Annotated in this window: 10 protein-coding genes; 2 read left to right on the plus strand and 8 right to left on the minus strand. The window is 37.4% G+C overall.

Annotated features, from left to right (window positions below; translation table 11 throughout):
- Positions 1 to 161: 161 nt before the first annotated feature.
- The 6 genes from V6R96_RS19780 to V6R96_RS19805 form a co-directional block, all read right to left on the minus strand.
- Positions 162 to 2,522, minus strand: coding sequence for a choice-of-anchor L domain-containing protein (locus V6R96_RS19780; protein WP_111960359.1), 2,361 nt, complete (start codon positions 2,520 to 2,522; stop codon positions 162 to 164).
- Positions 2,523 to 2,971: 449 nt separating this feature from the next.
- Positions 2,972 to 3,502 carry a DUF1003 domain-containing protein gene (locus tag V6R96_RS19785; protein ID WP_111960357.1) on the minus strand — a complete coding sequence of 177 codons (531 nt, stop codon included), beginning with the start codon at positions 3,500 to 3,502 and terminating at the stop codon, positions 2,972 to 2,974.
- A gap of 12 nt (positions 3,503 to 3,514) precedes the next feature.
- A complete protein-coding gene (locus V6R96_RS19790) occupies positions 3,515 to 4,285 on the minus strand; it encodes a TIGR02757 family protein (protein ID WP_223558685.1) in 771 nt (256 codons plus the stop codon).
- A gap of 7 nt (positions 4,286 to 4,292) precedes the next feature.
- The gene (locus tag V6R96_RS19795) at positions 4,293 to 5,207 is read right to left on the minus strand and encodes a ribonuclease Z (protein WP_336379999.1); all 915 of its coding nucleotides are present in this window, start codon (positions 5,205 to 5,207) and stop codon (positions 4,293 to 4,295) included.
- An 87-nt stretch (positions 5,208 to 5,294) separates the two neighbouring features.
- Positions 5,295 to 5,882 carry an RdgB/HAM1 family non-canonical purine NTP pyrophosphatase gene (rdgB, locus tag V6R96_RS19800; RefSeq protein ID WP_262901771.1) on the minus strand — a complete coding sequence of 196 codons (588 nt, stop codon included), beginning with the start codon at positions 5,880 to 5,882 and terminating at the stop codon, positions 5,295 to 5,297.
- Positions 5,883 to 5,939: 57 nt separating this feature from the next.
- Positions 5,940 to 6,770: a type II CAAX endopeptidase family protein gene (locus tag V6R96_RS19805; protein ID WP_336380000.1), complete on the minus strand. Its 831-nt coding sequence runs from the start codon at positions 6,768 to 6,770 to the stop codon at positions 5,940 to 5,942.
- Between the two features lie 333 nt (positions 6,771 to 7,103).
- On the opposite strand from V6R96_RS19805, the gene V6R96_RS19810 reads away from it, so the two are divergent.
- Positions 7,104 to 8,699, plus strand: a complete 1,596-nt coding sequence (locus V6R96_RS19810; RefSeq protein ID WP_336380001.1) for a peptide chain release factor 3 — start codon at positions 7,104 to 7,106, stop codon at positions 8,697 to 8,699.
- Between the two features lie 64 nt (positions 8,700 to 8,763).
- Here V6R96_RS19810 and V6R96_RS19815 read toward each other — a convergent pair whose 3' ends face one another.
- Positions 8,764 to 11,070 carry a reprolysin-like metallopeptidase gene (locus V6R96_RS19815; protein WP_336380002.1) on the minus strand — a complete coding sequence of 769 codons (2,307 nt, stop codon included), beginning with the start codon at positions 11,068 to 11,070 and terminating at the stop codon, positions 8,764 to 8,766.
- A gap of 535 nt (positions 11,071 to 11,605) precedes the next feature.
- On the opposite strand from V6R96_RS19815, the gene V6R96_RS19820 reads away from it, so the two are divergent.
- A complete protein-coding gene (locus V6R96_RS19820) occupies positions 11,606 to 12,556 on the plus strand; it encodes a DUF4349 domain-containing protein (protein WP_336380003.1) in 951 nt (316 codons plus the stop codon).
- Positions 12,557 to 12,800: 244 nt separating this feature from the next.
- On the opposite strand, the gene V6R96_RS19825 is transcribed toward V6R96_RS19820, so the two are convergent.
- The gene (locus V6R96_RS19825; protein WP_336380004.1) at positions 12,801 to 13,166 is read right to left on the minus strand and encodes a hypothetical protein; all 366 of its coding nucleotides are present in this window, start codon (positions 13,164 to 13,166) and stop codon (positions 12,801 to 12,803) included.
- Between the last annotated feature and the right edge of the window lie 19 nt (positions 13,167 to 13,185).

The raw sequence follows: 13,185 nt of genomic DNA on the forward strand, positions 1-13,185 counted from the left end.
TTTAAACAAAAATACTATTTTTTTTGATTGAAACTTAATTTAGCACAATTTACATTATCACTAATGCAAGTTTATTTATTCAGCAATATAAATTTGCTTTGTTTGAAAATAATAAGAAAGGCTGACAAAAATGCCAGCCTTTCTATAAATTATATAAAAGATTATTCTAAGTTTTTAAGAAGAATCCATCCTGTTTTCACTGCTGTCTGTTTGCTGGCAGGATCCTGATAGGTTACCTGATACCAGTAAGATGCAGTTGGGAGACGTTTTCCCTGGAAATAGCCATCCCAATACGGCCTTGTTTTTCCGGCTTTGAACACTTCCCTTCCGTAACGGTCAAAAACGAACCCTTGAAAATCTTTGTAACTGCTTACTCCGCTAAAGTCAATAATATCATTTACGTTGTCTCCGTTTGGTGTGATTACATTTTTCATAACAAATGTAAAGTATTCCAGAAATCCTACGCAGCTGGTATTTTTCACTTTGACACGGATGGATATTACAGTATTTTTAGGAACATTGGAGAATACATTGGACGCCTGCCAGGTAAAGCCGTTGTCTACAGAATATTCTAATGTACCGTTACTAGGATTACTTGCTGTAAGAACCATTGTTCCGCTGTCGTTATAATCAACTTTTATAATTTCGGGAACTACAGCGCGTATTACCTGGGTTTTAAATTCTTTTAAACATACCCCGTTACTGATCATAACGGTATATTCACCCGGAGTTGATACGGTAATGCCCTGGGTGGTTTCTCCTGTACTCCATTCATAGGTATAACCCGGTCCTGATCCGGCATCCAAAAGGATCATATCCCCTTCACAGATCTGCCCTCCTTTTAGTGTAGATACGATAGCAGGAACTACATCAATGGTAATGGATGCGGGTTGTAGGGATTTACAGCCCTGTGCACCAATAGCATATACGGTATAGGTTGTTGTCTGGGTTGGGTTTACCGTTCTTACTCCCCCGGTAGAAGAAGTATCTCCCCATTGATAGGTTACACCGCCTCCCGCTGTTAATATCAGAGATTCTCCTTCGCAGATCCTCATTCTCGGAGCAGTAATCTGGGCAACAGGTGTTTCTTCTCTTCTTAGCGTCAGGGTCACAATTTTGCTACAAAATGCACCATTGGAAACGACTACATAAATAATCTGTCCATCGGTACCATTGTAGTTGGTAAGATTGGTAATAAAGCTGTTGTTTTGAGCTTGCGCATCCGCCTGATTGGCATAAAAACGAAATACGGCGCCTGGTGTTGTACTTATCTGTGGTTTTGCATCTTCTAAATTAAAAGTGCTCAGAGTAGGAGTAGCGCAAAGCTTCAATATTGCATTCTGAGCCGTCGGAGAAGTTCCGCCTATAATGGTAATGCTTGCTTTCTGACATTCTGTTCCGCCCACAAAAGTTTTTACTTCATATACTCCGGGTGAAGTGGCTATATATACAGCACTGGTTGCGTTAGGAATTACCACACCGTTTTTGTACCATTTGTAGGTCATTCCCGGCACGGTTGACACCTGTGCTTTTAAAGTCTGTGGTGTATTATCACACATATTCAGAGTTTCCCCCAAAGGATTTCCGTTACCATCTACGATGGTCATTCCGATGTCAAATGATCCACCCTGCAAAAAAACTGCAGAATCATAACTATTATCCACCGCATCTGCCATCACCATTTTAAAATGATAGGTCTGCCCCGGAACAACTGTGGCCACTGCCGTAAGAGGTATGGTTCTTCCTATGAAATTGGTTTCGATATTCTGCGTATTCAATCCGCCGAAGTACTGCTCATTAATGGTTTCTCCATCACACCCTACTCCCAGTGGTACAATATTAAGAACACTTACCGGTCCTGCTCCGTTGGGAAGAACGGCTAAATTTTCATAGGTTGGGTCCCCAACTTTTTTCAGAAGGAGAGCAAAACCGTCTGCAAAATCACCACATGGGAATCCACTTGTATATTCTTCTGAGGCAAATAAATAATTAAATTTTACCTGGTTGCTGTTCGGGACGAAATCAAATTCCAGAGACACAACATCTTTGAGGTCATCCGGTGGATTAATCGCGGCTACCAGATCAGGGTCATTCATCCCGGCTCCAGGAACAATATCGCTTAATGTGGATGCTTCCAATCCATTTCCAGCTCTTCTTGCTTTACCGGAAACAAGCACAACTCCGTCGGTAAAAGGAAAATTAGTGGTTCCTTTATGAAAATATCCCCATGCTCTTTCTGTATCTGTTGGCGGCTGATTGGGTGATATGGTTACATTGCTCACATTGGGAGCCGCACAGACAGATCCTCCGGAAATCAGTACATTTTTTACCAGCTGATCTATGGTGAACGCGGAAGGCGCATAAGTAGGTACATTTACATCAATAAATGCCCCGGCTTTTTTACTCTGGGTGCTAAACTTTTCGAGCTGCGGCTTTCTGTTCATTTTCTGGGAAAAAGCAGAAACAGAAGCCAATAGAAACATTGTAACTAAAAAGTAATTATTCAGTCTATAATTGAACATTTTATTTTTATTTGTTCAAATGTAACAAAAATATCAATAAAAAACACTCTTTTTCAGTCAATTCAATTAATTTAACATCTATATTAATAATAAATTTATTTTATAATTACATATTCCACAAAATTAGTAGAATTTAATTTTTAAACTTTGAAATGTGCATAAAAAAACAGACCACCTATACGGATGGCCTGCTTTTAATCTTGAAAACTACGTTCAATTATAATTTATATTAAGAAAATTAAGGATAATAGGCTGGAAGCTTGAATAGGGAGACTGGAAGTTACTATCAGACCTACAATTTCTGACGTTATCGTAAAATTTGATGAAGCAGTCTTTAAAGGAATAATAAATTACAGGGTTGTAACTGGTTTTTCAACCTCAACTTACTTCCCTCTCCCGGCTTCCTTACTTATTAAAAACAGAATATCTTAACCCGAACTCAGGTTATATTATTCCTTTTTCAGCTGATCTATTTCTGTCTGTAGCTGGCTGATGATATCTTTTAAAGCTTTGATTTCATTCTTATTGGAATTGACATTGCTTTTCAGAATGACATTCTTGGCCCTTTCATTATGGTCTTCCTCATCTTCGTCTTCGTTGATCTCTTCAATATCTTCCTGGATGTCTTCAATGTCTTCATTAATCTCCTCGATATCCTCGCTGATCTCTTCAATATCTTCGCTGATCTCTTCGATATCTTCCTGAATGTCTTCAATATCTTCCTGGATATCTTCAATCTTTTCGTGACTTTTGTTCACGGACATCTGAATAAAAATAGCCAGATAAATGGCCTCCAGAGAAACTACCGTTGTAAGGATCAGAAGCATCTTATCAAACTCAACGATATTGAGCATCGGCAAAAGAAATGAGGTGATAAAAAATAAAGTATGAACAATGAGTGACGGGATAGAACCTACCCACCATGTAATGCCGTTCGCTATTTTTTCTAAAGCGTCTATTTTTTCAGTTTCTTTTTTCATCGTTTCTTAGTGTTATAAGAGTTCTTTGGTCACTCCAAGCCCAAATAGGGCGAAATCATATTTAGCCGGATCATTTTCATCAAATTTCCTGATGGCTACGTCCAGTTCTTCTACGGTTTTCCAGTCGTTCTGTGTTCTGGAAACCAGTCCAAGCTTTCTGGAAATATTTCCCGTATGTACATCTAACGGGATCGAAAGATATTTCTGATCTATATTTTCCCAAATACCAAAATCTACGCCATGTTTGTCTTTTCGCACCATCCACCGCAGAAACATTATAATTCTTTTGGAGGAAGAGTTTTTATAAGGCGAGCTGATATGTTTGTGGCTTCTGTGCTTTTCAGGTTCCAGAAAACGGCTTCTGAACCTTTCAATAGCATGCTGAAAATTAGTTTCCTGATCGTTTACTTTAAATAAGTTTTCCAGGCTCTCATTTTCTTTATAAATCTTGTTGAACTGCCTGATGAAGTAAGCAAAATCCTGACCGTTAAAAGTTCTGTGGATACTTTTGTTCTGAAGGATATCCAGATCTTTTTCAGAATAATTCAATACAAAATCATAAGGTGAATTCCCCATAATATCAAGCATTTTATCTGCAGATTTAATGATTGATTTCCGGTTGCCCCAGGAAATAGTTGCAGCCAAAAAACCTGCAATTTCTATATCCTGCTTTACATTAAAACGGTGCGGGATCTGTATGGGATCATCTTCAATAAAATCGGGGCTGTTGTATTGGTCTGCCTTTTCATTCAAAAAGCTTTTCAATTCTTCAAAATTAAGCATACAGGTTTTAAATTTTTACGCTTTCCAGTGCTTTTGGCAGGAAGGTGTTGGGAAAAACATTTCTGGCTTCGTCCGTAAATACCGTAAGGTCTGCATACCGGTTTGAGAAATGACCCAGGATCAGTTTTCCCACTTCAGCTTTCTGGGCTATCGTTGCCGCTTCCAAAGCTGTTGAATGTCCGGTATAGTCTGCCATTTCTTTCAGGTCATGGAGGAAAGTGGATTCGTGATACAGAACCGTTACATTTTTAATAATCGGAAGTACCGATTCAAGATACCGGGTATCGCTGCAGAAAGCATAGGAAACAGGAGGTGCCGGATCCAAGGTTAATACTTCATTTTTGAGAACATAGCCATCGCTCAGCACAACATCTTTGCCTGCTTTTATATTGTGGTAATCACAGGTTTCTATTTCTTTGTATTTGGCGATTTCCTTCATATTAAGGTGCCTGTCTTTAGGTTTTTCTTTAAAAAGGTAACCGTTACAGTATATTCTGTGATCCAGCGGGATGGTATATACTTCTACCCTGCTGTCTTCATAAATTTTTTCGGAATAGTCTTTGTCCAGCTCGTGATAAACCACTTCAAAACCACGATGCGTTTCCGTAATGGTAAAGATGGTTTCCAGCATTTTTTTGATTCCTTTCGGGCCATAAACATGCAGAGGAATATCCCTTCCGAGCAAACGGAAAGAGGCGATAAGTCCGGGAAGACCGAAACAGTGATCACCGTGAAGATGTGATATAAAGATATGATTGATCTTTGAAAATCTCGCTTTCGCCTTTCTCAGCTGTACCTGGGTTCCTTCTCCGCAATCGATCAGAAAATGTCTCTCTTCCATTTCCAGCAGCTGTGCCGTGGGCGAAGAATTAATGGTCGGAATAGCTGAATTAAAGCCTAATATCGTTAAATAAGTACTCAAATCAATAGTTTATTATAACAAATGTACGACAGAAAATTTAAACATATCTTTTGGATGCCAGTTTAAATACGACCCGCATAGAATTAATTATTCTTTTACTTTAAGGAAGTCAAGAAACAGATCCAATGCCTGTTTGCGGTGACTTATTTTGTTTTTGTCTTCAGGATTCATTTCTGCAAAAGTCCTGTCATGTCCTTCGGGAACAAAGATGGGATCATATCCAAAACCCTTATGTCCTTTATTTTCTGTGAGTAAATTTCCGTGAACTTTTCCTTCAAAATAACGGGCTCCATTCTCGTCATAGTAACATAGAACCGTAATGAAATAGGCTTTTCTATTTTCCTGACCTTCCAGCTCGCTTAAAACCTTTTCGATATTTTTAGCAAAATCATGATCTCCTGCATAACGTGCAGAAAAAATTCCGGGTCTTCCGTCCAAAGCTTCAACAGCAAGTCCGCTGTCGTCTCCCAAACTTGGGATTCCGGTTTTTTCAAAACAGTATTTTGCTTTGATCAGGGCGTTGGCATTGAAAGAGTCGCCATCTTCTACAATTTCTTCATGAATATTATAATCGGTAAGACTTTTTACTGTAAAATGATTTCCCAGGATCTGCTGGATCTCTTCTTTTTTGTGTTCGTTGTGTGTGGCAACCAATAATTCCATATCTATATTCATTTTTGCTCAATTTGTTTTTTCCGTATCATTTACGGTTAATTTTATATCCGAATTTTGTTAAATTTCAGCGTAATGTACTTTATACTTTTTCGTAAAAAGATAATAGAACAAAGAAAAAAGCACAATCCCGACAGCCAGAATAACCCATTCGGAAATTTTAAAAGCGTCTGCAAAGCTCTCACTTTTGGTGTAGGTAACCAGCAATGAAGAACACAGATTATTAAACCCATGCAACAGCATCGGCAGTAATAACGATTTTGTTTTATAGTAAACCAACCCCAATACGCATCCCAGCAATACGGCTCCTACAAACTGCCATGGATTTCCGTGAACCAGCCCAAAAATAACGGATGCATAAAAAATAGCTCTTCGTGGATCTACCCCTTTATTGATAAGTCCTTTCTGGATAATACCCCTGAAAATAATTTCTTCAAAAATAGGGGCCATGATCACGGTCATAATGATCATGATGACCGGTTCAAAAGTCAGCTGCTCCATAAGCTTTGAGAAAAACTCATAGTATTTTCCCCAGAACGGCCCTGTGGTAGGAATAAGAGATGTTATGAATTCTGAAATGAGCATCATACCCATCATCATAGGAAATATCAGGAGGTAGGTAGAAAAATTCGTAGGAGAAAAATTGAAGTTCAGTTTTTTCCCGGTTGAAGGTCTTACAATGAAAAAATCGAAAAAAGCAATAGCAGTCAGAAAACCTGCAGCATTGGTCACCATCAGGAACCAATCTTTCAGTTCGAGGTTTTCCCTAAAAGCAATTTTCCAAAAACTGCCGAAAAAAGAAACAGCCATTGTTCCTATAAATAATCCTGCCACTAAAACAAGACCGCCGATCCATGTAAAGGTAAACTTCGGATACCTGCTATTCTCCATACTTTTTCTCTGTAAGTTTGTAAAAACAAAGATAATTTTTTTGAAAGCCCTAGGCAACTAAAAAAGGAAATTCTTGGACACAGGTACAGTGCCGGATCTGAGTATGGAGAGTGAGAGAATTTTTTAATGGAAATACTGTATTTGAAGATAATTGCATTATTTTCTCCCAACTGTATAATATTAATAATTATCATCCTACATCTTCTCTTGAACCTCTAAAAACCCTATCACTCTCCCACTCTCCCACACTCAAACCCGGATCCCGCAACTTATTCTCCCAAATTATTTGAAACCTCATAAAAAATCCCGATTTTTGCAACTTCAAAATACACTATGTCAGACTTAATCAAAGAAATACAGAAAAGAAAGACTTTCGGGATCATTTCCCACCCGGATGCCGGAAAAACAACTCTTACGGAAAAGTTACTTCTTTTCGGGGGTGCTATCCAGGAAGCCGGTGCGGTAAAATCCAACAAAATAAAAAAAGGAGCTACCTCCGACTTTATGGAAATCGAAAGACAGAGAGGGATCTCTGTAGCGACTTCCGTATTGGCTTTTGAATATAAAGATCACAAGATCAACATCCTGGATACACCAGGTCACAAAGACTTTGCTGAAGATACTTACAGAACTTTAACTGCCGTAGACTCTGTGATCGTTGTCATTGACGTTGCAAAAGGAGTTGAGGAACAGACTGAAAAATTAGTAAAAGTCTGCAGAATGAGAAACATCCCAATGCTTGTTTTCATTAATAAACTGGACCGTGAGGGTAAGGATGCATTTGATCTTCTGGATGAAGTGGAACAGAAATTGGGGTTAAGAGTGGTTCCGCTATCTATCCCAATCGGTATGGGAAGTGATTTCCAGGGTATTTATAATATCTGGGAAAATAATATCCAGCTGTTTCTTGAAGAAAAGAAGCAAAGAGTTGGTGAAACGGTTAAGTTTGACGATATCAATGATCCTTCAATAGATGAGGTGATCGGTGAAAAAGCTGCTCAAAACCTGAGAGATGAGCTTGAGCTTGTACAGTCTGTTTATCCTGAATTCAGCCGCGAAGAATATATGAACGGTGATTTACAGCCGGTTTTCTTTGGTTCGGCTTTAAATAATTTTGGAGTGCGTGAACTATTGGATGCATTTATTGAAATTGCTCCAATGCCACAGCCTAAAGAAAGTGATGTACGACTTGTAAAGCCGGAAGAGAATAATTTTACAGGATTCGTTTTCAAGATCCACGCGAACATGGATCCGAAGCACAGAGACAGACTTGCGTTCGTAAAAATTGTTTCGGGAACATTCAAAAGAAATGAAAATTACCTGTTGGTAAGAGAAGGCAAAAAAATGAAATTCTCTTCCCCTAATGCATTCTTTGCTGATAAAAAAGAGGTTGTGGATGAAAGTTTCCCTGGGGATATTGTTGGTCTTCATGATACAGGAAGTTTCAGGATCGGTGATACGTTAACAGGAGGTGAAAAACTGAGTTTCAAAGGAGTGCCAAGCTTTTCTCCGGAACACTTCCGTTATATCAACAACAGCGATCCGCTTAAAGCTAAACAGTTGGCCAAAGGTATTGATCAGCTGATGGATGAAGGAGTTGCCCAATTATTTACTCTTGAAATGAACGGCAGAAAGATCATCGGAACTGTAGGAGCACTTCAGTATGAGGTTATCCAGTACCGTTTGGAGCATGAATATGGTGCCAAATGTACCTACGAACCTCTTTCTATGCATAAGGCGTGCTGGGTGGAAGCAGATGAAAAATCTGACGAGTTTAAGGAGTTTGCAAGATTAAAGCAGCGTTTCCTTGCCAGAGATAAATATGATCAGCTTGTATTCCTCGCAGATTCTTCGTTTACGATTCACATGACTCAGGAAAAATTCCCGAATGTGAAGCTGCATTTCATCAGTGAATTTCAACAAGACTAAATTGCAATAAAAAATAAAAAACCGTTCATCTGAACGGTTTTTTTATATAATTTATTTGGATAGTTTACTTAGGTATCATCATTAATTTCTTAACAATTTTCTCTCCGTCTACAGTAACATGAATCATATAGGATTCGGTAGGCAAATGTTTTAAGTTAATCTGTTCCAAAAGTTGATCAAATATATATTTGGTCTTTTTAGGAACAATCAGCTTTCCATCCATTGAAAATAATTCGTAGGTAATAACATAAGGACGAAGTGGAACCTGTCTAGGGAAATCAGCTTTGATATACACATACCCATCGTTGGAAGGCACGGGATATATCATCAGTCCCTGGTAAACTCTTGTAGGGACTGTTACCGGATCTCTTGGATTTGGTGGTGGGTTTACTACCACTGATGAATTAATTGTAAAGTTCTGTAAATTGACATTAAAGAATATATTATTAACAGCTTTTACCATAATTCTGGCATTATTGGAAATTGTACCAAGACCGCCTGGAACAGTATAATTATAAGAACCTGTATTAGGAGTGCTTGCCACCAAAACAGTTGGGAACGTGAGACCGCCGTCTTTTGACAACAGGATTGTTACATTAGGTGCGCTTATCGGTGCCGTTGTTGTATTGGCAACATTCCATGTAATTGCATATGACTGACCTTCAGTCCAAACAACGCCAGTAGTATTTTGTGAAGTTACGGTAAACGGGCCTGCAGCTGCATTCACTGTAACTACCATATCATCAGAATTGTTTCCAGAACCTCCCGCTCTATTGTCACGAGTGGTAAACCTGAAGTTATAGGTTCTGGCAACATTTGCTAAAGCTTCTACAGGAATTGCCAAGCCTTGAGTAGTAGTTGCTCCAGCTAATACTGAAGTCATTGTTGGAAAATATCTAATAGGAGTAGTTTGTGGAGTCCAAGATCTGAAAGTAGGACCAGAAGCTTTTGTTGCAGTTGCCGCAGAATTTGCTCCGGTTTGTCCAGCAACAGCTTTATCCATTTGCTCCCAAATATAGGTTAGAGCATCTCCATCTCCGTCAGTGCCTGTTCCTGTAAGCATAAATGGAGTGCCCTTCGGAATGATATAATCTAATCCTGCATCAGCTGTAGGAATAGCATTTCCGGTATTTGTAATTACCGGGCAAGTTTTTGTTTTAATATTATTGGTAATCTGCTGAATACTTATAGCATGAAAAAATGGATCTGAATGTTGTTGCACATCCTGGTTGGTAATCCCTGCATACCCCATAATTGTAGATCCTGAACCGGGCTCCATATTTACCCCTGCTGATTCAATATTATGAGAAAATGTATGATTTCCTCCAAACTGATGCCCCATTTCATGGGCAACATAATCAATATCAAAACTATCACCAGATGGAATAGCATTTGCCGGGGAAGTATATCCACTTCCTTTTGATCCATTGGTACAAACGCAACCAATACAACCAGCATTTCCACCACCACCAGTTGCCCCAAATAAATGGCCGATATCGTAGTTTGCTTCTCCAATCGTCGCAGTTAAAGTATTCTGTAACTGAGCATTCCAGTTATTCATTTGGGCTGAAGGAGAATAAGGATCTGTAGCTGCGTCAGTATAAATTACAGCATTATTGTTTGCAATAATGATCATTCTTGCAGAGAAATCTTTTTCAAAAACCCCATTCACACGAGTCATTGTATTGTTCATCGCTGCCAATGCACCCGCTACTGTTCCTCCGAAATAGGTTGTATATTCACCTGTACAAGATAAGGCTAATCTGAAAGTTCTTAATTTTCCATCATCGGCATTGGGTCTTGCCGTAAGATCAGAATTATCCAGGCCTTTTTGAGCAACATCCAGCACAGTACATTCAAACTTATCTAAACTCTCTTTTTTATCTGATTTTTTATAAACAACATAAGTTGAAAGGTCTTTTGTATATGGCTCGATAAAAACCGCTGATTTGTTTCCATAAATCTCCATTGAAGATAATCCCAATGGTGAAATACTGAAATAAATAGTAGAACTAGGGTCATCATCACCTACACCAACATAAGATTTAATATCCGGATATTTTGCTGCTAATTCAGGATCGAAATTTGAGTTTTCTCTTACTTTGAAACTTTCAAGGTTGCCATTAGAATTTGGGAAAGAAACAATAACATCAGACTTTCCTTTAACAGCAAATCTTTTGGGTGCTTTCGCTAAAACATTCTTTAAATTATCAAAATCAAGATTATAAATTTTGGGGTGAAGAATGCTGGTCTTATTTTCAAAGATTTCCGAAGTATTTTTTTGAGACGCTTCCTTCCAAAGTCTGCTTGTTTGTGCTAAAAAAACATTGGAAATAAGAAATATCCCCATCAAAAGTATTTGTTTTTTCATATAGTTTTTCTTTTTTTTAAACTTATTATTACTGTGCTTATCTTTTTAATATTAAATAATATAATTTCATCAACAACAAATGTGGATCATTACACTATTAAAAATGAGAACAAAATACACTCCTTTCATTATAAAAATCTTAAAAAGCAAATGTAAATATTATAATATTCAGAATCAGCATTTGAATGTTATTTTTCAAAAAAAATGTTAAATTATTATAAAACAATCCCAAAATATAATAAACCATTGCCACTATCAGGTAGAAAAAAATACCAAGTACTAATAAAAAAACAGCTTACTCTTCTACTCATTTTTCATAAAGCTTTATTTTTTTAACCTCATAATTATAAAAAATTAATCATTTAATTTATTGTTGAAGATAATTTTCATCCATTCTGTTTTTGTAAATCTTTTGTAAAACAGATCCAATGCAATGATTTTCAATCCATTAAAATTTTACCGGAATAATACTTTCTATTTACAAAAGTATGCTTCTGTTCACCACTAATTTTACATCATCAAAAAAATTAATGTTATGAAAAAGTACCTATTACTGGTGGCTGTATCCAGCACTTTCATTATGTGTAAAAAAGCAGAAGCGACAAAATCTCAAATAGAAGATACTATTCATACGGCAGACAGTACGGCTGCTGCAGTAAATGAAACTATCAATTCCATAAACAATACTGCGGACAAGGTTCTGGATTCTGCTAACGTCAGAATAAAAGATTTTGAAGATGCCAAAGGCGAAATTCAGCAGAAAATAGAAAATACGTCTAAGATGGTTGACTCTTTAACCGATAAAATTGCTTCAACAAAACTGGAATCGAAGATTGAGAAAAAAGATTCGGCACAGAAAAAAGCCGAAAAAATTGTGGTGAATGTCCCTGCTCCAAAAGTAATTAAAGAAACCCAAATTGTTTATAAGGACAAACCTCAGAATGATGCTTATGAGCTTAAAAATAAGATGGTGAAAACAGCTATTCTTTCTATAAAAGCTGACCATGCAGAAACGGTAAAGGAACTTGTAAAAGATGAAATCATAAAAAATAATGGTTATGTAAAAAGCGAAGAGCTTTCTTATGTTACGACAGAAGCAGCCAACAGAAACTCTTCGTACGAAGAAAACAACCAAAAGGTATATTATATGGACGTTAAAGTTCCTATCCGTAATTTTGACAGTTTAATGAATGACCTAAGTGAGATTGGAGATATTGAAACTAAAAGTATACAGGTTTCCGGAAACAACTACGCAGAGAATACCCTATGTACAATAACCGTGACTCTTACTGATAAATCGAGTTTCGAAAAAGAACCTAAAACTTTCGGCGAAAAATCACTGGCAGCAGTTTCATCAGGATGGAATGTGATCACATCGGTCTTTCTTTTCATTCTTCCGCTCTGGCCATTATTCCTGATCGGCGGAATAGGATACTATTTCTACAAAAAGAAAAATAAAAAAACCACGGACAACAATCTCCAATAAAACAAAATCCATCGAAAGATGGATTTTTTAATATTATTTTAATAAAAATCAAATCCCTGCCGAATTTGTTCTTTGTATATTTAAATATTCGTGGTTGATGGTATTGGTCAGTTACGGAAGTTATTTCGCAGGAATTTAAATAAGTATGTATTTAATCAACAGGATACACCATGTATTCAGCCTGGTTAAAGGTATATTATAAAAGTGGTTTGTAATAAGAAAGGCTCCCGATGGGAGCCTTTCGCTATTTCATGTTCACTATTTTGTCTACGATAAACTTTGTGTTTCCTCTCCACGGAAGTGCTCCATTGTATTCCTTATAATGAAGATCGAAAGTTTTGCCGCTGTTGGTTTCCAGCTGTTTAAAAATTTCAGGATCTTTTACCGAAAATTCAAATTCATAGCTTGTAATGGTTCCTGTTTTTCCTTTTCCAAAACCTTCCTGGATGAGTTTTCCTTCATAGGTTTTGAAAACATAGCCTTTTTTCATGGCATAATTCAGATAGCCGGACTTTACTCCTTCTCCAAAGACGAAATAGTATTTATACCATACCGTTACCCCTATCAGAAGAAGTATTACCCCGAGGCTGATCCACAAAGTTTTTTTCATAAGCAGTGTGTTTTTATAT

The sequence above is a fragment of the Chryseobacterium sp. CCNWLW53 genome (assembly GCF_037083525.1).
Classification (GTDB): Bacteria; Bacteroidota; Bacteroidia; order Flavobacteriales; family Weeksellaceae; genus Chryseobacterium; species Chryseobacterium lathyri.

Coding starts and splice junctions, on each gene's coding strand:
- V6R96_RS19815 (WP_336380002.1), bottom strand. CDS start 11,070: ATGAAAAAACAAATACTTTTGATGGGGATATTTCTTATTTCCAATGTT.
- V6R96_RS19805 (WP_336380000.1), bottom strand. CDS start 6,770: ATGGAGAATAGCAGGTATCCGAAGTTTACCTTTACATGGATCGGCGGT.
- V6R96_RS19820 (WP_336380003.1), top strand. CDS start 11,606: ATGAAAAAGTACCTATTACTGGTGGCTGTATCCAGCACTTTCATTATG.
- V6R96_RS19790 (WP_223558685.1), bottom strand. CDS start 4,285: ATGCTTAATTTTGAAGAATTGAAAAGCTTTTTGAATGAAAAGGCAGAC.
- V6R96_RS19825 (WP_336380004.1), bottom strand. CDS start 13,166: ATGAAAAAAACTTTGTGGATCAGCCTCGGGGTAATACTTCTTCTGATA.
- V6R96_RS19810 (WP_336380001.1), top strand. CDS start 7,104: ATGTCAGACTTAATCAAAGAAATACAGAAAAGAAAGACTTTCGGGATC.
- V6R96_RS19785 (WP_111960357.1), bottom strand. CDS start 3,502: ATGAAAAAAGAAACTGAAAAAATAGACGCTTTAGAAAAAATAGCGAAC.
- V6R96_RS19780 (WP_111960359.1), bottom strand. CDS start 2,522: ATGTTCAATTATAGACTGAATAATTACTTTTTAGTTACAATGTTTCTA.
- rdgB (WP_262901771.1), bottom strand. CDS start 5,882: ATGAATATAGATATGGAATTATTGGTTGCCACACACAACGAACACAAA.